Source organism: Streptomyces sp. NPDC048370, from assembly GCF_043200825.1.
Classification (GTDB): domain Bacteria; phylum Actinomycetota; class Actinomycetes; order Streptomycetales; family Streptomycetaceae; genus Streptomyces.
On record NZ_JBICYI010000003.1, the window covers coordinates 549102 to 566833 of the forward strand.

17 protein-coding genes and 1 tRNA gene are annotated in these 17732 nt (G+C 72.3%); 8 read left to right on the forward strand and 10 right to left on the reverse strand.

The genetic code is table 11. From position 1 onward, the window contains the following. The first annotated feature begins 57 nt into the window (after positions 1-57). A complete protein-coding gene (locus ACGFYP_RS09940) occupies positions 58-1152 on the forward strand; it encodes a hypothetical protein (protein WP_393488601.1) in 1095 nt (364 codons plus the stop codon). Between the two features lie 251 nt (positions 1153-1403). Here the strand turns inward: ACGFYP_RS09940 and ACGFYP_RS09945 are convergent, their stop codons facing one another. Both ACGFYP_RS09945 and ACGFYP_RS09950 read right to left on the reverse strand, forming a co-directional pair. Continuing rightward, on the reverse strand, positions 1404-2150 hold the full coding sequence (locus ACGFYP_RS09945) for an SURF1 family protein (protein ID WP_393488604.1): 747 nt from the start codon (positions 2148-2150) through the stop codon (positions 1404-1406). A gap of 22 nt (positions 2151-2172) precedes the next feature. After that, entirely contained in the window at positions 2173-3987 is a 1815-nt protein-coding gene (locus tag ACGFYP_RS09950) for a prolyl oligopeptidase family serine peptidase (RefSeq protein WP_393488607.1), read from the reverse strand. Between the two features lie 788 nt (positions 3988-4775). Here ACGFYP_RS09950 and ACGFYP_RS09955 point away from each other — a divergent pair. After that, positions 4776-5162, forward strand: a complete 387-nt coding sequence (locus ACGFYP_RS09955) for a hypothetical protein (RefSeq protein ID WP_393488609.1) — start codon at positions 4776-4778, stop codon at positions 5160-5162. 17 nt (positions 5163-5179) lie between these two features. On the opposite strand, the gene ACGFYP_RS09960 is transcribed toward ACGFYP_RS09955, so the two are convergent. From ACGFYP_RS09960 to ACGFYP_RS09980, 5 genes are all read right to left on the reverse strand, one after another. Next, on the reverse strand, positions 5180-5410 hold the full coding sequence (locus ACGFYP_RS09960; RefSeq protein ID WP_393488612.1) for a hypothetical protein: 231 nt from the start codon (positions 5408-5410) through the stop codon (positions 5180-5182). 86 nt (positions 5411-5496) lie between these two features. Next, positions 5497-6633: a serine/threonine-protein kinase gene (locus ACGFYP_RS09965; RefSeq protein WP_393488615.1), complete on the reverse strand. Its 1137-nt coding sequence runs from the start codon at positions 6631-6633 to the stop codon at positions 5497-5499. Positions 6634-6897: 264 nt separating this feature from the next. Next, positions 6898-6971 (reverse strand) — tRNA-Pro (locus ACGFYP_RS09970). 38 nt (positions 6972-7009) lie between these two features. Then, on the reverse strand, positions 7010-7747 hold the full coding sequence (locus tag ACGFYP_RS09975; RefSeq protein WP_393488618.1) for a Pr6Pr family membrane protein: 738 nt from the start codon (positions 7745-7747) through the stop codon (positions 7010-7012). 37 nt (positions 7748-7784) lie between these two features. Further along, positions 7785-8726 carry a metallophosphoesterase gene (locus ACGFYP_RS09980; RefSeq protein WP_361956744.1) on the reverse strand — a complete coding sequence of 314 codons (942 nt, stop codon included), beginning with the start codon at positions 8724-8726 and terminating at the stop codon, positions 7785-7787. Positions 8727-8799: 73 nt separating this feature from the next. On the opposite strand from ACGFYP_RS09980, the gene ACGFYP_RS09985 reads away from it, so the two are divergent. After that, positions 8800-9264 carry a GatB/YqeY domain-containing protein gene (locus ACGFYP_RS09985; RefSeq protein WP_361956741.1) on the forward strand — a complete coding sequence of 155 codons (465 nt, stop codon included), beginning with the start codon at positions 8800-8802 and terminating at the stop codon, positions 9262-9264. A gap of 152 nt (positions 9265-9416) precedes the next feature. On the opposite strand, the gene ACGFYP_RS09990 is transcribed toward ACGFYP_RS09985, so the two are convergent. Further along, positions 9417-11663 carry a transglycosylase domain-containing protein gene (locus ACGFYP_RS09990; protein ID WP_393488623.1) on the reverse strand — a complete coding sequence of 749 codons (2247 nt, stop codon included), beginning with the start codon at positions 11661-11663 and terminating at the stop codon, positions 9417-9419. Between the two features lie 518 nt (positions 11664-12181). Between ACGFYP_RS09990 and ACGFYP_RS09995 the strand changes: the two genes are divergently transcribed. Beyond that, a complete protein-coding gene (locus ACGFYP_RS09995; RefSeq protein ID WP_026058363.1) occupies positions 12182-12526 on the forward strand; it encodes a WhiB family transcriptional regulator in 345 nt (114 codons plus the stop codon). Between the two features lie 133 nt (positions 12527-12659). On the opposite strand, the gene ACGFYP_RS10000 is transcribed toward ACGFYP_RS09995, so the two are convergent. Further along, a complete protein-coding gene (locus tag ACGFYP_RS10000; protein WP_393489187.1) occupies positions 12660-14015 on the reverse strand; it encodes an ArsA family ATPase in 1356 nt (451 codons plus the stop codon). A 29-nt stretch (positions 14016-14044) separates the two neighbouring features. Further along, the gene (locus tag ACGFYP_RS10005; RefSeq protein ID WP_393488628.1) at positions 14045-15007 is read right to left on the reverse strand and encodes an ArsA family ATPase; all 963 of its coding nucleotides are present in this window, start codon (positions 15005-15007) and stop codon (positions 14045-14047) included. Positions 15008-15079: 72 nt separating this feature from the next. On the opposite strand from ACGFYP_RS10005, the gene ACGFYP_RS10010 reads away from it, so the two are divergent. From ACGFYP_RS10010 to ACGFYP_RS10025, 4 genes are all read left to right on the forward strand, one after another. Next, the gene (locus tag ACGFYP_RS10010; RefSeq protein ID WP_361956731.1) at positions 15080-15235 is read left to right on the forward strand and encodes a DUF4177 domain-containing protein; all 156 of its coding nucleotides are present in this window, start codon (positions 15080-15082) and stop codon (positions 15233-15235) included. Positions 15236-15246: 11 nt separating this feature from the next. Continuing rightward, positions 15247-15729: a RidA family protein gene (locus ACGFYP_RS10015; protein WP_361957007.1), complete on the forward strand. Its 483-nt coding sequence runs from the start codon at positions 15247-15249 to the stop codon at positions 15727-15729. A gap of 156 nt (positions 15730-15885) precedes the next feature. Next, on the forward strand, positions 15886-16875 hold the full coding sequence (locus tag ACGFYP_RS10020; RefSeq protein WP_393488632.1) for an NUDIX hydrolase: 990 nt from the start codon (positions 15886-15888) through the stop codon (positions 16873-16875). Next, positions 16872-17702, forward strand: a complete 831-nt coding sequence (locus ACGFYP_RS10025) for an MBL fold metallo-hydrolase (protein ID WP_393488636.1) — start codon at positions 16872-16874, stop codon at positions 17700-17702. Before ACGFYP_RS10020 ends, ACGFYP_RS10025 begins: the two co-directional genes overlap by 4 nt. Positions 17703-17732: the final 30 nt, after the last annotated feature.

The following is a 17732-nucleotide window of genomic DNA, read 5'->3' on the forward strand; positions in this document are numbered from 1 at the left end:
TTCGGTGGTACGAGCTCCGGTGGTACGAGCGGACTGCCCGACGGTGAACGCGACGACATGGGACACAGGATTGTGAACGACGGGCCGGACAACGAGCGGGCCGACGGCCACGACGACCTCTTCGACGGCGACGAACTGGCGCTGCGACGGCTGCTGCACGGCGCCGTGGACGACCTCCAGCCCTCCGACGGCGCCCTCGACCACCTGCGCCGGGCCGTGCCCGCGCGACGCACCCGCAAGCGCCAGGCCGTCGTCGGCTTCGCCGCGGCCGCCGTGCTGATCGGCACGGCCGTGCCCGCCCTCGTGCACGTCGCCGGCTCCGGCGGCATCACCGCCGACCAGGCCGTCAACGCCGGCCACGGCGAGCAGACGCAGGGCGGCACCGGCTCCGAGACCGGGGTCGAGGGCGGCGGGCAGGGCGCCGGCAAGCCGAGCGGCACCGCGGCTCCCAGCCAGGGCGCCGCCGCCGGCGCCGGCCACGAGGAGGACGCCTCGAACGGCACCACGGGCGGCGGCTCGCAGTCGCCGACGGGCTCCCTCCCGGCCTGCGAGGCCGGGCAGCTGGGCGTCGGTTCGGCGCAGGCCGGCGGTCCCGACGCCGACGGGAAGGTCTACGGCACGTTCCGCATCTCCAACGTCTCCGGCAAGGAGTGCGTGGTGACCGGCGACGGCATCATCGACTTCCAGGCGCGCGGAGCGGCGGACCCGTCCAAGATCACGGTCGTCGCGCACCAGCCGGGGGACGCGGCGAGCGGACTGCCCGACCCCTCGCAGGAATCGGCCGCGCTGGTCCTCAAGCCGGACAACGCGTACGAGGTGAGGTTCGCCTGGGTCCCCGCGGCGACCTGCCCGACCACGACCACCCCGCCGGACCCCGGCCCCGGCCCGGACCCGGAGCCCACCCCGACCCAGGAGCCGACCCCGACCCCGTCGAAGGAGGGCGAGGGTACGTCGACGGGGGCCTCGGGCTCGACCGGTACCGGTGAGTCGGTCGAGGGCACGGCCCCGCAGCTCGGCACGGACGGGACGCCCGCCGACGGCAGCGTCGCGATCAGCCACATCGCCGAGCCGGGCGCCCCACAGGCAGCCACGACGATCCCGAACGCCTGCGCGGGCACCATCTACCGCACGGGCGTCCTGGACGCGTCGTAGCGTTCTGGGGTCCGACGTGGGGCCAGGGGCCGGGCGAGCGGCCAGGAGGCCCGGCGTGCGGCCAGGAGGCCCGGCGTGCGTTCAGGATCCCGGCGCAGCCAGGGGCCCGACACTGGTCGCGTGAAGGCCTAGGCGCGTGGCGGCCCCGGCGCCTGATCGCCTGGAGCCCGTGCCCTGGAGCCCGTCCCCCCGGAGCCCGTCCCCCCGGAGCCCGTCCCCCTGGAGCCCGTCCCTTGGCGGAGCCCCGTCTCCTACAGCCCCAGCCCCAGCGCCTCGTCGCGCTGGGCCTCCGTCTCGCGGCGCAGTAGGCGGAACCACATGAAGACGACGAAGCCCGCGAAGACGAACCACTCCGCCGTGTAGCCGAGGTTCTGGAACGCCTTCAGGTCCAGCGACGTGCCCGCCGCGGCCGCCGCCGGGACGGGGGTCAGTCCGGCGGGGGAGTCCGTGAGCGTGACCCACGCGTCGTAGACCTGGTCGGGGACCACGTTGACCAGGGACCCCGCGCTGATCATGGCGAGCTGCCCCTCGGGGAGCCCGCCGGCCGCGCGGACCCCCTTAGTCCCCGTGGTCTCCGAGGCCTGGAGCGCGCCGACCACGGTGACCTCGCCCGACGGCGGGGCCGGCGCCTTCGCGCCGGCCGGCAGCCAGCCCCGTACCACCGGCAGGGACTTGCCGCCGTCGGTCTTCAGGAGCGTCAGGACGTACGCGCCCGCGCGGCCGTCCAGCTCACGGTCCGGCACCAGGAACTGCTCCCCGTACCGGCCGCTCGCCTCCGCGTGCCGGCCCGAGGTCGCCTTGTCCACCGGCAGCAGCGCGTCCAGCGGCTCGGTCTTCAGCGTGCCCGGGTCCGGGGCCCGCTCCGCCTCCTGGTGGGAGTCGACGCGGTCCTCGAACTTGCCCATCTGCCAGGTCCCCATGAAGAGGCAGAACGGGATCGCCAGCAGAACGAAGACGTTGATCCCCCACCAGCGGGGCGTTTTCAGGAACCGGTACACCCCTCCACGGTACGCAGCCGCCTCACCCCCCGACCGGCCGGGTCCCCAGGTGACGCGCGGCGAAGGCGAGCTCCTGGCGGACCTGCTTGATCCGCTCCTCCACCACCAGGGAGCCGTGCCCCGCGTCGTACCGGTACACCTCGTGGACCGCGCCCCGGGCCGTCAGCCGGTCCACGTAGTTGTCGATCTGGCGGATCGGGCAGCGCGGATCGTTGACGCCCGCCGAGATGTACACCGGGGCCGTGACCCGGTCGACGTACGTCAGCGGGGACGAGGCCTCGAACCGGTCCGGCACCTCCTCGGGAGAGCCGCCGAAGAGCGTCCGGTCCAGCGCCTTCAGGGCCTCCATCTCGTCCGCGTACGCCGTCACGTAGTCGGCGACCGGGACGGCGGCGAGCCCCACCGACCAGGCGTCCGGCTGCGTGCCGAGCCCGAGCAGCGTCAGATACCCGCCCCAGGAGCCGCCCGCAAGGACCAGCTTCGACGGGTCGGCGAGTCCCGAGTCGACCGCCCACGTGCGGACCGCCGCGATGTCCTCCAGCTCGATCAGGCCGACGCGGTGCTTGAGCGCGTCCGTCCACTCCCGGCCGTAACCGGTGGAGCCGCGGTAGTTGACCCGGACCACCGCGTACCCGTGGTCGAGCCAGGCCGCCGGGCCCGAGGCGAAGGCGTCGCTGTCGTGCCAGGTGGGGCCGCCGTGCACCTCGAAGATCGTCGGGAAGGGGCCCTCGCCCTCGGCCGGCCGCTGCACGAGGGCGTGGATCCGGCCGCCAGGGCCCTCCACCCATACGTCCTCCACCGGCACCGAACCGGGCGCCCGCGGGCCCGGCGGGTCGAGGACGACCCCGCCGTCCGTCGAACGCACCCGCGCCGGCTCGGCGGCCGAGGACCACAGGTACTCCACGCTGCCGTCGGGCCGGGCCGTGGCGTCCGAGACCGAACCGGCCGGGGTCTCCACCCGCGCCAGGGCGCCCGTGGCGATGTCGTACCGCCACAGCTCGCTGCGCGCCTCGAAGCTGTGGACGATCAGCAGGCCCGTGCCGTCCGCGTACCACTCCGCCGAGACGTCGCCCGGCAGGTCGAGGCGGAGGTCGGTCTCCCGGCCCGTCGCCACGTCCCACAGCATCGGCTCCCAGCGGCCCCGCCGCTGGTGCCCGACGAGCAGCCGGGTGTCCCCGTCCACCGGCGCGAAGCCGAGCACCGAGAGCCCCAGCTCCTTCGTGCCGCCCTTGGAGTCGTCCAGCTCGGCCACCACCGAGGAGTCCTCGGCGCGCAGCACCCGCAGGGCCTCGTGCATCGCGTCGCCGTGCTCGGTGTGCTCGATCACAAGGAGCGAACCGTCGTGCGAGAGGTCGCCCACGCCGGCCGACTCCGGGTGCCGGTAGATCTCGACGGGCTCCGCCCCGCCCCGTACGAGATGGATCGTGGAGCCCTCCTCGTCCGTCGAGCGGCCGACGACCACCGTGCCGTCCCGGCCGATCGCGAGCCCCGCCGGATACGAGGGCGCTAGCCCGGGCACCGCGGGCTCGTCCGCGCCGCCCTCGAAGGGCTGGCGCATCCAGACCCCGAACTCGTCCCCGTCCTTGTCCGAGAACCACCAGATCCACCGGCCGTCCGGCGACAGCGTGCCGTCCGTCGTCCCGTTCGGCCGGTCCGTGACCTGACGCTGGGCGCCGGTCGCCCGGTCCCAGGCGTACAGCTCGTACGTCCCCGTCGCGTTGGACACGAACAGCGAACGGTCAGGCGCCTCCTCGGCCCACTCGGGCAGGGACACGCGGGGGGCCCGGAACCGCTGTTCCCAGGCGGGGATGTCGGTGATCTCGTTGCTCTCGGTCATGCCCCCCATCATGCTCCGAACGGCGGACATCCCGTCGGCCGCGCCCCCAGCCTGTGGATAACTCCCGGGCGGCGACCCCGAGCGGCGACCCCGAGGCCGACCTCGGCTACGCCTCGACCGTCCGCCAGATGTCCGGCCGGACGTGGTGGATGCGGCGGCCGTCGGAGCCCAGGACCTGGGCCCCGAGCTTGCGGACGCGCAGGGAGAGGGCCGTGCCCGCGATGCGCGGAGGTCTGCGGCTCGGGCTCGCTGCCCGCCGCCGAGGTCCTCGCGGTCCTCGACCGGCTCGCCCCGCTCGCCCTGCTGCCCGTCGACGGCGTCGGCGGTGCCGGGGGCGAGCCCGGCTACTGGATGCACCGCCCGATGCGGGCCGTCGGCGCCCGCCACCTCACCGAACGCGGGGACCGCTGGGCGGTCGTCCTGCACCACCGTAGGTGGTACGTGAAGGTCGCCCGGCGGGCCTCCGACTGGTGGCACGGCGGCCGTCAGGAGGACGCCCGCGCGCTCGCCCTGCGCGAACTCCCCGATCTGACGGCCGCCATGGACCCGACGACCGCCCCCCTGTCGCCGTCGGCCGAGGCGGACACGGCGGTGGAGATCGCCGTCTCGCTGTGGTTCCTCCGGGTGGCCTGCGGGCGGGTCGTCGAGGGCCTGACCCGCCTCCGGCACGCGACCGCCCTGCACCCGGGCCCGCTGCCCGCCCGCGCCCTCTGGCTGGCCGCCTACCTGGAGCTGGAGGCCGGCCGCCCGACCGGGCGGCGGGCTGGAACTGGACGGGTCGGGATGTCATGGCCGAGTCCTGGACGCACTACGCCCGCGTCGAACTCCACTCCTGGGAGGGCGACCTGGCGCGCGCCGAACGCCACGCGGTCCGTGCCCTACGTACCCACCTCCGGCTCGGCTGCGTCGTCGGGGCGGCCTGCGCGGCCGAACTCGTCGCCCGGCTCCGGATCCAGTCGGGCCGCCCGAAGGACGCGGCCCATCTGCTGGGCGCCGTCGACCTGTTGCGGGCCTCCGCCTTCCACGACTCGTACCGCGTCGCGCAGTTCTGCGCCCCGGCGCGCCGGCACAGCGACGGCGCGCTCCGCGAGGCGCTACCGGCCCGGGAACTCACCCGGGCGTACGAGGAAGGTGCCCGCCGCGGCCTGGAGGCGCTGGCGCACGAGACCTCGTAACGAGGTCGGCGCCGCGGTCAGTTCGGGGACCGGTCCGACGCCGATCCCGTTCCGGGAGCTCGGTCGGACGAGCCGTCGATCGACGCGTCGACCGTCTTCGACATGCGGCTGCGTACGACGGCGGTGCCGATGGCGCCCGCGACGGCGGCGGCGCCGAGGCCCAGGGCGAGGACGGACGGGCCGGAGTCGGAGACGACATCGGCGGGAACGGTGGCCGCCGCCTCGGCGGCTGTCCGGAGGGGGTGCATGTCCCCAGGGGACCGGACCGGACGGCACCGGGCCACCCGGCGGACCCCGTTCGGGTCAGAGGAGCGCGGTCGGATGACCGGGCGGCTCACGACAGCCAGGCCATGCCGATCAGGAGGAAGACGACGAAGGCTATGCCGCCGGCGACGGCCGCGGTCTTCCGGGGCCGCCGTCGGGAGAGGGCCGCGAGCCCGCTCTCGGCGCGGCGCGCCTGCCGCCGGGGCGACGCGACGGCGGCATGGGGCGCGGGCCGGGGCGCGGACCGGGTCCCGTACGACCGAGGCGCGGACCGCGCCACGGGCTGGGCCACCGGGCCGGTCCTCGACCGGGACGAGGGCCGTGCCGCGGGCCGTGCCGCGGGCCGTGGCGAGGGCCGTACCGAGGGCCGGGAAACGTGCTGGGGCTGCGGGTTTTCACGCCAGGCGCCCGAGGTGAACCAGTCGGCGATGGCCTGGGCCGGGGGTCTCTGCTCGGGCTCCTTCGCCAGCATGCTGAGGAGGTACCCCTCGAACGCGGCGGGCAGCCCCACCCCGAGCTGCCGGGGCGGCGCGGGCGGGGTGTCGATGTGCTGGTACAGCAGGGCCGTGGCGGTGTCGCCCTGGAACGGGGGCCGTCCGGTGAGGAGTTGGTACAGCACGCAGCCGAGCGAGTACACGTCGGAGGCCGGCGAGGCGGCCCGGCCGAGGGCGCGCTCGGGGGCGAGGTAGAGGCCGGTGCCGACGATCTGGCCCGTGGTCGTGAGCGCGGCGGACGGGTCGTCGACGAACCGGGCGATCCCGAAGTCCGCGAGCTTCACGGTCCCGTCCCCGTCGAGCAGCAGGTTCCCGGGCTTGATGTCCCGGTGCACCACACCCTCCCGGTGCGCGGCGGCGAGCCCGGCGGCGGCATGGGCGGCCACGACGGCCACCCGCTCGGCCGGCAGCACCTGCGGCGGCGCCCCGGGCTCGGAGGCGAGGCTGGTCCCTTCGACCAACTCCATGACGAGGAACAGCTTTCCGTCCCACGTACCGAAGTCGAAGACGCCGACGACGTGCGGATGGCTCAGCCGCGCGGCGGTCTGCGCCTCCAGCCGGAACCGCTCACCGGCGGAAGGATCGGACCCGTGCCCCAGCATCAACTTCACGGCCACGGACCGCCCGAGCACCTCGTCGGTGGCCTGCCACACCTCGCCCATGCCGCCACGGCCGACACAGAGGTGAAGCCGATATCGGTCCGCGACCAGCACCTGAGACCCAGCCTTTCGACGGTCGACAACCTGACAGCAGCACGCGTCGCCGTTCTCCGCCGACCGGCACCGATGCCGTAACAGCGTAGAGCCGCTTGATCGACTTCCCACACACACCCCACCCGCCGCCCTGCGGGGCACCCTCAGGGCGGGTAAAAGGTGCACAAATGAACAAATCGACCGTTTACGGCCAGGCTGATCCCACGAAACGACAGAGGGCAGGTACTGAAATCAGTACCTGCCCTCTGACCTGCTACTCAGCTGTCGGGGTGGCGGGATTTGAACCCACGACCTCTTCGTCCCGAACGAAGCGCGCTGCCAAGCTGCGCTACACCCCGATGTCACTGCTCTGTTCTTCACGTCGCGGCGACATCGATTACTTTAGCCCACCGGCGCCCGGAGACGAAATCCGGTTTTCGCGGCCCCTCACCGCAGGTCGGACGCGGTCCAGGCCGACGATCGCCAGGCCCAGGGCGTAGAAGGCCGCACCCAGGACGAGGGCGTTGACCGCCACCCCGCCGTAGCCGTACTCGGTGACGTCGATGAAGGGGTACGTGTACCGGGTCGGGGCGTCCGGGGAGAGGAGGGTGCCGCGGATCAGGGCGAAGGTCAGGTACGCCGCCGGGGCCGCGAGCCACTGGGCGGCGTGGCGCGGGCGCAGGGCGCCCGGGAGGGTGAGCAGGAGCCAGTCGAGGGCCGTGCCGATCGGGGTCACGGTGTGCAGGAGCTGGTTGGCGACCGCCTTCCCGCCCGTGAGCCGCGCGATCTCCGCCGCCTGGTTGAACTCGCTCGACCCGTTCGCAAGGACGAAGTGGAAGACGAGGCCCACCACCGAGATGCACAGCAGCACCCCGCCCGTCCACAGCGCCGGCAGCGCCGGCCGGCCGATCCAGGCGCGGCGGGCCGAGAGCGCGAGGACGACCGCGACCGCGATGTTCGACCAGATCGTGAAGAAGCTCAGGACGACAGGCACGCTCCCGAGGACGCACTCGATCACCACGCCCGTCGCCGCCGCGAGCGCGATCAGGCTCCGGAAGACCGCCGCGACGGGGCGACGGACGGTGGGTATGACGGCGGAGGCGGGCACGGCCGCGGCGGAGTTCGGCGTGAGCATTCCCCCACCGTAAAGCCGTCCAACCAGAAGAGAGCGGTCAGTCGCGCGCGGTCAGCGTCAGGAGTGTCGCCTCCGGCGGGCAGGCGAACCGGACCGGCGTGAACCGGTTCGTGCCGCACCCCGCCGAGACGTGCAGGAACGAGGTCCGGCCCGCCACCGTGTGCGTGGAGAGCCCCTTCACCCGGTCCGTGTCCAGGTCGCAGTTGGTGACCAGTGCGCCGTAGAAGGGGACGCACAGCTGACCGCCGTGCGTGTGCCCCGCCAGGATCAGCCCGTAGCCGTCCGCCGTGAACGAGTCCAGCGTCCGCAGGTACGGGGCGTGGACCACGCCCATCGAGAAGTCCGCCGACACGTCGGGGCCGCCGGCCACCCGCTCGTACCGGTCCCGCTTGATGTGCGGGTCGTCAAGGCCGGTGAAGGCCAGCTCCAGGCTGCCGGGCAGCTTCAGCCGGCCGCGCGTATTGGTCAGGTTCACCCAGCCCGCCTCGTCGAAGGCGTCCCGCATGCCCTCCCACGGGTTGTGCACCGCGCCCACCACCGGCTTGTTGCCGTTCAGGCCGTGGCGCCCCTGGGCCTTCTCCATGAGGTAGCGGGCGGGGTTGCGCAGCCGGGGCCCGTAGTAGTCGTTGGAGCCGAAGACGTACACGCCCGGGAACTCCATCAGCGGGCCGAGCGCGTCCAGGACCTCGGGGACCGCGTCCGTGTCCGAGAGGTTGTCGCCGGTGTTCACGACGAAGTCCGGGCGCAGCCCCGCGAGCGACTGCAGCCACGCCCGCTTCTTGCGCTGCCCGCACACCATGTGGATGTCGGAGACCTGAAGGACCCGCAGATCCCGCATCCCGCGCGGGAGCACCGGGATGGTCACCCGGCGCAGCCGGAACGAGCGGGCCTCGAAGCCCGCCGCGTAGACGATTCCGGCCGCGGCCGTCGCCGTGAGACCTGCCGTGATCTTCAGGGGGATCCCGTACCGTGCGCGCATCCCCCCATCGTCGCAGACCCGATGGGCGGAAATGCGCGGGCGGGTGGGGCGGGGCACCTGACACACTTGGGGCATGACCACGCTCAAGGCCAAGCTGCAGGACGACCTCAACGCCGCCATCAGGGAGCGCGACGAGCTGCGCTCCTCGACGCTGCGGCTCACCCTCACCGCGATCACCAAGGAGGAGGTCGCGGGTACGACCAAGCGCGAGCTCTCCGACGACGAGGTGCAGAAGGTGATCGCCCGCGAGGCGAAGAAGCGCCGCGAGGCCGCCGAGGCCTTCGCCCAGGGCGGTCGCGCCGAGTCGGCCGAGCGGGAGAAGGCGGAGGGCGTGCTCCTCGACGCGTACCTGCCGAAGCAGCTCGACGACGCGGAGCTGGAGCAGATCGTGGCCGCGGCCGTCGCCGAGGCCAAGGCCGCCGGCGCCGAGGGCCCGCGCGCGATGGGCGCCGTCATGAAGATCGTGAACCCGAAGGTCGCGGGCCAGGCGGAGGGCGGTCGCGTGGCGGCCGCGGTGAAGAAGCTGCTGGCCGGCTGAGACACCGCCGCTGGTCGAGACACCGCCGCAGGCCGAGACACCTGCCGTAGGTACGAACCGTGCGAACGGTACGAAGAGTGCGAACGGTACGAACTGCTGAGGGCGCCCCCGCCGCGCGGGAGGCGCCCTCAGTCATGTCCTACGCGTACGCCCTACGGGCCGTTGCCGCCGTTGCCGCCGCCCCGGCCGCCGGTCCCGGTCCCGCCGATGATGCCCGGCGGGAGGGTGATCTCCGGGATGTCCCCGTCGCCCGGCTTGTTGGGCTTGCCGGGCTTGTTGTCGTCGTCCGGCTGACCGGGCTTGTCCTTCTCCTTGTCCTCGGGCTTCTCGCCGCGCGGAACGGAGATGGGGGCGAACGGCGGCGTCTCGGAGGCGTCCAGCGCCCCGCGCATCGCGATCTTCCAGATCGGGCCGGGGAGGCAGCCACCGCAGACCTTGGGGTAGTACTGGCCGCCGATGGTGATGCGGAACATCGACTGCTTCTCGCCGACGTCGTCACCGACCCACACGGCCGTGGACAGGTTCGGGGTGTAGCCGACGAACCAGGCGTCCTTGCGGTCGTTCGTCGTACCCGTCTTACCGGCGTTGTCGCGGTCGCTCAGACCCGCCTTCGTACCGGTGCCGTCCTCGACGACGCCCTTCAGCATCTGGTTGACGGTGTCGGCCGTCCGCTCGCTCATGGCCCGCGAGCACTCGGTCTGAGGCACCTTCAGCTGCTCGCCGTTGGCCGTCTTGATCGACTCGATGGCGATCGGGGTGCAGTACGTGCCGCGGTTGGCGAAGGTCGCGTAGACGGCGGCCATGTCGAGCGGGGTGGCCTCGATCGAGCCGAGCGTGATCGAGGGGCTCTCCTTGATCTTCTTGCCCAGCTCGCGCTCGTACCCGACGTTCTTCGCCATCTGCACGGTCTCGCACAGGCCGGCCATCTGCTCCAGCTTGGCGAAGTAGGTGTTGATGGACTTGCCGAGCGCGCTCGTCATGTCCCAGGTGCCGGTCTCGGACTTGAGCTCGTTGCCGACCTTCCAGTCCGCGTACCCGGCCGGCTTGCCGTCGCAGCGCGTGTACGAGTTCTCCGGGACGGTGATCTCGTAACCGGAGGAGAAGCTCTGCGCCGGGCTAAGCCCCTTCTCCAGGGCGGCCGCGGCGGTGATCGGCTTGAAGGTCGATCCGACCTGGAAGCCGTACGTCGTGCCGCCCATCTTGCTGCCCACGGCCAGGTTCAGCGTGGTCTGGTGCGCCTTCTGGTCGAGACCGTACGGCCGCGACTGACCCATCGACAGGATCTTGCCGCTGCCCGGCTGGACCTGGACGACCGAGGCGGCGACCGGGTCGTCCTCGTTGACGTGGGCGACGGCGGCCTCGTTGGCCGCCTCCTGGGCGCGCGGGTCGAGCGTGGTCCGGACGGTCAGGCCGCCGAGGTTCCACAGCTTCTGCCGCTCCTCGACCGTCTTGCCGAAGACCGGGTCGTTGAGGATCGTCTTGCGCACGTAGTCGCAGAAGAAGCCGGCGCCGTCGACGGCGGTGATGCAGCCGTTCTTCGGGGTCTTCACCTTCAGCTTGATCGGCGCGGCCTTCGCCTTGTCCGCCTCGGCCTGGCTGACGTCCTTCACGTCGGCCATCCGCTGGAGGACCACGTTGCGGCGCTTCGTGGCTTCCTGGAGGTCGTTGATCGGGTCGTAGCGGCTCGGCGACTGGACGAGGCCGGCCATCATCGCGGCCTCCTCCAGCTTGAGGTCGGCGGCGGGCTTGGAGAAGTAGCGCTGGGCCGCCGCCTCGATGCCGTAGGCCTGCTGACCGAAGAAGGTGATGTTGAGGTAGTTCTCGAGGATCTTCTTCTTCCCCAGCTCCTCCTCGACCTGGATCGCGTACTTCAGTTCGCGCACCTTGCGGCCGATGGTCTGCTGGGTGGCCTGGGCGACCTTCTCGGGGTCGTCACCGGCCTCCTCGACGAAGACGTTCTTCACGTACTGCTGCGTGAGCGTGGACGCGCCCTGGGCCACGCCGCCCGACTGGGCGTTGCGGTTGATCGCGCGCAGCACGCCCTTGAGGTCGATCGCCCCGTGCTCGTAGAAGCGCGAGTCCTCGATCGCGACGATCGCCTTCTGCATGTACGGAGAGATCTTCTCCAGCGGCACGACCTTCCGGTCGCGCGAGTACACGGTGGCGAGCGTGCCGCCCTCGGAGTCGAGGATGGTGGTGCGCTGACTCAGTGGTGGCGTCTTCAGGTTGGACGGGATCTCGTCGAACCCCTCGACCGTCCCCTTCGCCGCGAGCCCCAGTGCACCGGCCGCGGGCAGGGCGATGCCCGCCAGCACGGCTCCGGAGAGCACACTGACACCGAGGAACTTGGCGGCCTGCTGGGTCCCGGTCAGACCACCGCCCGAGCGCTTCTTTGCCATGAGGGCAGCCTAATCCGTAGTGATGAGCGTTCCGTAGGAGCAGGGGTCCCTCGGAGCGTTCGAGTACCAGACCGTGACATCCGACGGCTGTTCGCCGGGCCGCCGGGCGCCGACGTTCCCATTCGCCGGACACACGGACAGGCCTTGGCCTAAGCTGCTCCCAACTGTCACAGCAGTGTGGTTCCGCATCAAGACCCGGGCGTGACATCGGCAGCAATTCCCTTGGCCCCGAACCTTGGGAACCCCCTGCCCGATTCCGCCCCATGCGTCACTCCACGCCCCAAGTGGCCCCGCCATAGCTGGGCGAACTGTACCGGTTCGCCGGTTTTGACTCGGATGTCCTCCGGTCACTCCTCTGGGTGATCTGCCGCGTACGCATAGTCCGTTCGGGCCATTCAAGATTGGGCCCGAAGGGGGTGTTGCGCTGTGCCCACCTTCCGTAACGTCACCAACTGGCAGCGGTGAATATGCCGCTACCGCCGTGGGGGAGCCTCGATTCGGGAGAGGACGGCGCCGGTATGGGCTGGGTAGCTGACTGGAGTGCGCAGGCGGCCTGCCGCACTACCGATCCGGATGAACTTTTCGTGCAGGGAGCGGCGCAGAACAGGGCGAAGGCGGTGTGCACCGGGTGTCCGGTGCGGACCGAGTGCCTGGCCGACGCCCTCGACAACCGTGTGGAGTTCGGCGTGTGGGGCGGCATGACGGAGCGCGAGCGCCGTGCCCTGCTGCGCCGCCGGCCGACCGTCACCTCGTGGCGGCGCCTGCTGGAGACCGCGCGGACGGAGTACGAGCGGGGAGCGGGCCTGCTGCCCGTGGCGATGGAGGACGACGCGACGTACGAGGCGTACGCGGCGGTGGGCTGACCCGCCCGATGTGATGGCGTGTGATGGCGTCCGGCTCGGAGCGAAGACACTCGGCTCAGAGCGACGGCATCGGCTCAGAGCGGAGGCATGCGGCTCGGAGCGACGGCATCGGCTCACGGCGAAGACATGCGGCTCAGAGCGACGGCATCCGGCCCGCCGTGAGGCGCTCGCCGATGGCGCGGAGCCCGTCCAGGTCGTGTACGTCACCCGGCAGGGCGGCGACCTCGGCGACGGCCACCTCGGGGTGGAGCGCCGTGAACCGGTCTCGTGTGCGCTGTTCGCGCGCGAGCACCTGCATCCGCTCGGCATGGAGACGGAGCAGGCCGGCGGTCAGCTGCTGGATGTCATGTGCGTCGGCATCGGCCTCGTCGGCTGTGGGGGCAGCCTCGGTGCTCGGCTCGATACTCGGGGCGGTGCCTGTGGTGGTGGTGCCGGCGGCGGTCGCGGTGTCTGACGGCTCGTTGGGGGCAGTGGCACGGGAGCCACGCCCTCCAGCCTTCCCAGCCCCCTGATCCACAATGCGCCCCTCGTCAAGATTTTCCGCCGCGGCCCGCGCCCGCTCGGCCGACAGCCGGGCGGCGCCACTGCCGTGCACGCGGTTCAGGACGAGACCCGCAAGCGGCATCTCCTCGGCCGCAAGCCGTTCCACGAAGTACGCCGCCTCGCGCAGCGCGTCCCGCTCCGGCGTCGCGACCACGAGGAACGCCGTGCCCGGCGCCTGGAGCAGCTTGTACGTCGCGTCCGCCCGGGTCCGGAAGCCGCCGAACATCGTGTCCATCGCCGCCACGAACGTCTGCACGTCCTTCAGGAACTGACCCCCGAGCAGCTTCCCCAGCGTCCCCGTCATCATCGACATCCCGACGTTCAGGAACTTCATCCCCGCCCGGCCGCCCATCTTCGCCGGGGCCATCAGGAGCTTGATGAACTTCCCGTCCAGGAAGGACCCGAGCCGCTTCGGCGCGTCCAGGAAGTCGAGCGCGGACCGGGACGGCGGGGTGTCGACCACGATCAGGTCCCACTCGTCCCGGGCGCGCAACTGCCCGAGCTTCTCCATCGCCATGTACTCCTGCGTACCGGCGAAACCGGCCGACAGGGACTGGTAGAAGGGGTTCTCCAGGATCGCCCGGGCCCGCTCGGCGTCCGCGTGCGCCTCGACGATCTCGTCGAAGGTCCGCTTCATGTCGAGCATCATGGCGTGCAGCTGCCCCCCGTCGGATCCCTTGATCCCGTCCACCTCGCGGGGCACGTTGTCCAAGGAATCGATCCCCATCGACTGCGCGAGCCGTCGCGCCGGGTCGATCGTCAGGACGACGACCTTGCGGCCCCGCTCCGCCGCCCGTACGCCGAGGGCGGCCGCCGTCGTCGTCTTCCCGACACCGCCCGCGCCGCAGCAGACGATGATCCGGGTGCCCGGGTCGTCGATGAGCGGATCGAGCTCGAGGACCGGTACGGAGTCGAGACCGTTTACGGGTACCGGTACGGAGTCCAGACCGTTCGCCGTGCCGTTCACCGGACCCGTCACGCGCCCACCCCCTGTTTCCGCAGCTCCTTCGCCAGCCGGTACAGGCCCGCGATGTCCGCCCCGTCCCCCAGGAACGGGAGTTCGGACGTCGGTACGTCCAGCCCCATGAGCACCGCCCGCTGCTCGCGCTCCAGCTCCACCCGCTGCGCGTGCTCGGCCGCCTGCTCGAGGAGCGGCTCGACCAGCTTCGTACCGCCCCTGACGCCCGCCGCCGCGAGGGTCCGCGCGACCGCGTCCCGATGGTCGCCGGAGGCCGCCCGTACCGCCGCCTCGTCGAGGACGTGCGGGCGGACCATGTTCACGATGACGCCGCCCACCGGCAGTTCGGCCGCGCGCAGCTCCGCGATGCCGTCCGCGGTCTCCTGGACCGGCATCTCCTCCAGGACGGTCACCAGGTGCACGGCCGTCTCCGGGGACTTCAGGACGCGCATCACGGCCTGCGCCTGATTGTGTATCGGGCCGATCCTGGCCAGCCCCGCCACCTCGTCGTTGACGTTGAGGAAGCGGGTGATCCGGCCGGTCGGGGGCGCGTCCATGATCACGTGGTCGTAGGTGTAGCCGCCGTGCTTCTCGCGCCGGCGGACCGCCTCGCAGGCCTTGCCGGTCAGCAGCACGTCCCGTACCCCGGGCGCGATCGTCGTCGCGAAGTCGATCGCGCCGAGCTTCTTCAGGGCGCGGCCCGCGCTGCCCAGCTTGTAGAACATCTGGAGGTAGTCGAGGAGGGCGCGCTCGGCGTCGATGGCCAGCGCGAAGACCTCCCCGCCGCCCGGAGCGACGGCGATCTTGCGCTCCTCGTACGGAAGCGACTCCGTCTCGAAGAGCTGTGCGATGCCCTGTCTGCCTTCGACCTCCACGAGGAGGGTCCGCTTGCCCTCCGTCGCGAGGGCGAGCGCGAGGGCGGCGGCGACCGTCGTCTTACCGGTACCACCCTTGCCGCTGACGACCTGGAGCCTGCTCACGCCTTCGAGCCTAACCACTGGAGCGCTCGCCTAAGCAGGAGGCTGCCTGTGGCAGCGGATACAGTCGGCTCCATGACCAAGTGGGAATACTCGACCGTGCCCCTTCTCGTGCACGCGACGAAGCAGATTCTGGACACCTGGGGCGAGGACGGGTGGGAGCTCGTCCAGGTCGTTCCCGGCCCGAACCCCGAGCAGCTCGTGGCCTACCTGAAGCGGGAGAAGTCCTGATGAGCGAGGCCGTGAACGGCGCCGTCGAGGCGAAGCTCGCCGAGCTGGGCCTGACCCTGCCGGCGGTCGTGCCGCCGCTGGCCGCCTACCAGCCGGCCGTGCAGTCGGGCGTGTACGTCTACACCGCGGGCCAGCTCCCGATGGTGGACGGCAAGCTTCCGGTGACCGGCAAGGTCGGCGCCGAGGTCACCGCCGAGGAGGCCAAGCAGCTCGCCGCCACCTGCGCGCTGAACGCGCTCGCGGCCGTGAAGTCGGTCGCCGGTGACCTGGACCGGATCAAGCGGGTCGTGAAGGTCGTCGGCTTCGTCGCCTCGGCCGCCGACTTCACCGGCCAGCCGGGCGTCATCAACGGCGCCAGCGAGCTGCTCGGCGCGGTCCTCGGCGACAAGGGCGTGCACGCGCGCAGCGCGGTCGGCGTGACGGTGCTCCCGCTCGACGCCCCCGTCGAGGTCGAGGTCCAGGTGGAGCTCGTCGACGCCGAGGTCAAGGCCTGACCCGGAAGCCGTGCGTCGGCTGACCTGTCGTCGGTGCGACGGCTGACCCGTCGCCCGTGCGTCACCCGACGCCTCGCCCGTACGCCAAGAGCCGGTTCTCCCGTCCAGGGGGAATCGGCTCTCGTGCATGGCGGTAGTTGCGCATACCATCCGCCCATGCCGAATGGTCAGTGGTACCCACCGGAATGGCCCGACCGCATCCGCGCCCTCGCCATGGGTGAACTCACCCCGGCGACCCCCAGGAGGGCCGCCACGGTCCTCCTGCTGCGCGACGGCACGGACGGGCCGAGCGTCCACATGCTGCGGCGGCGCGCCTCCATGGCCTTCGCGGGCGGCGCGTACGCCTATCCCGGCGGCGGGGTCGACCCGCGTGACGAGCACCCGGTGCGCTGGGCGGGCCCCTCCCTGGAGAGCTGGGCCGTCCGCCTCGGCGTGGCGGGTACGGAAGAGGCGCAGGCGATCGTCTGCGCGGCCGTGCGCGAGACGTACGAGGAGGCGGGCGTGCTGCTCGCCGGGGAGACCGCCGACTCCGTGGTGGGGGACACCACCGGCGAGTCGTGGGAGAAGGACCGGGCGGCCCTTGTCGCCCGCGAGCTGTCCTTCGCCGACTTCCTCGACCGGCGCGGGCTCGTGCTGCGTTCGGACCTGCTCGGCGCGTGGGCGCGCTGGATCACGCCGGAGTTCGAGCCCCGGCGGTACGACACCTGGTTCTTCGTGGCCGCCCTGCCGGCCGGGCAGCGCACCCGCAACGCCTCGTCGGAGGCCGACCGTACGGTCTGGATCCGCCCGGCGGAGGCGACGGCCGGCTACGACCGGGGCGAGTTGACGATGATGCCGCCGACGGTCTCGACCCTGCGCGTGCTCACGCCGTTCGGCTCGGCCGCGGAGGCGCTGGCCGCGGCGGGGGACCAGGACCTGACTCCCGTACTGGCGCAGGCGCGCCTCGAAGGCGACGAGCTGATCCTGAGCTGGCCGGGCCACGAGGAGTTCACCAAACACATCCCGTCGGGCGGGGGTGCGGACGCGGACTCGGGCACGGATGCCGACTCGGGCGCGGACGCCGGCCCGGGCGCGGACGCCGGCCCGGGCGCGGCCTCGGGACCCGCTTCTCGGCCCGATTCCTCCGAGCGTGGGGGTGCGCGATGACCGCCGCCGGTTCGCTGCCGGGGCAGCCCCGGGGTGGGGTCCTCTCCGGGCCCGCCACCGCCCGTGCCGTCAACGTCCTCGCGCCCAATCCGTCCGCGATGACCCTGGACGGCACCAACACCTGGATCGTCTCGGAGCCCGACTCCGACCTCGCCGTCGTCATCGACCCCGGGCCGCTCGACGACGGTCACCTCCGCAACGTCGTCGCGACCGCCGAGAAGCTGGGCAAGCGCGTCGCGCTCACCCTCCTCACCCACGGCCACCCCGACCACGCCGAGGGCGCAGGACGGTTCGCCGAGCTGACGGGGACCCGGGTACGGGCCCTGGACCCGGCGCTGCGCCTCGGCGACGAGGGCCTCGCGGCCGGGGACGTCGTCACGGTCGGCGGTCTGGAGCTGCGGGTGGTGCCGACGCCCGGGCACACCTCGGACTCGTTCTCCTTCCATCTCCCCGCCGATCAGGCCGTCCTGACGGGGGACACGATCCTCGGGCGCGGCACGACGATCGTCGCCCACCCCGACGGGCGGCTCGGCGACTATCTGGACTCGCTGCGCCGGTTGCGCTCGCTCACCGTCGACGACGGCGTCCACACCGTGCTGCCGGGCCACGGGCCGGTCCTGGAGGACGCCCAGGGCGCGGTGGAGTTCTACCTCGCGCACCGCGCCGGGCGGCTCGCCCAGGTCGAGACGGCCGTCGAGAGCGGCCACCGGACCCCCTCGGAGGTCGTCGCCCATGTGTACGCGGACGTGGACCGTTCGCTGTGGCCGGCCGCCGAACTCTCCGTACGGGCGCAGCTGGAGTACCTGCGGGAGCATGGCCTGATCTGACCCCACCGCATCCCACCCCCGAGGGCGCGC

Coding starts and splice junctions, on each gene's coding strand:
- ACGFYP_RS09940 (WP_393488601.1), top strand. CDS start 58: ATGGGACACAGGATTGTGAACGACGGGCCGGACAACGAGCGGGCCGAC.
- ACGFYP_RS09950 (WP_393488607.1), bottom strand. CDS start 3,987: ATGACCGAGAGCAACGAGATCACCGACATCCCCGCCTGGGAACAGCGG.
- ACGFYP_RS09955 (WP_393488609.1), top strand. CDS start 4,776: ATGGCCGAGTCCTGGACGCACTACGCCCGCGTCGAACTCCACTCCTGG.
- ACGFYP_RS09960 (WP_393488612.1), bottom strand. CDS start 5,410: ATGCACCCCCTCCGGACAGCCGCCGAGGCGGCGGCCACCGTTCCCGCC.
- ACGFYP_RS09975 (WP_393488618.1), bottom strand. CDS start 7,747: ATGCTCACGCCGAACTCCGCCGCGGCCGTGCCCGCCTCCGCCGTCATA.
- ACGFYP_RS09980 (WP_361956744.1), bottom strand. CDS start 8,726: ATGCGCGCACGGTACGGGATCCCCCTGAAGATCACGGCAGGTCTCACG.
- ACGFYP_RS09985 (WP_361956741.1), top strand. CDS start 8,800: ATGACCACGCTCAAGGCCAAGCTGCAGGACGACCTCAACGCCGCCATC.
- ACGFYP_RS09990 (WP_393488623.1), bottom strand. CDS start 11,663: ATGGCAAAGAAGCGCTCGGGCGGTGGTCTGACCGGGACCCAGCAGGCC.
- ACGFYP_RS09995 (WP_026058363.1), top strand. CDS start 12,182: ATGGGCTGGGTAGCTGACTGGAGTGCGCAGGCGGCCTGCCGCACTACC.
- ACGFYP_RS10010 (WP_361956731.1), top strand. CDS start 15,080: ATGACCAAGTGGGAATACTCGACCGTGCCCCTTCTCGTGCACGCGACG.
- ACGFYP_RS10020 (WP_393488632.1), top strand. CDS start 15,886: ATGCCGAATGGTCAGTGGTACCCACCGGAATGGCCCGACCGCATCCGC.
- ACGFYP_RS10025 (WP_393488636.1), top strand. CDS start 16,872: ATGACCGCCGCCGGTTCGCTGCCGGGGCAGCCCCGGGGTGGGGTCCTC.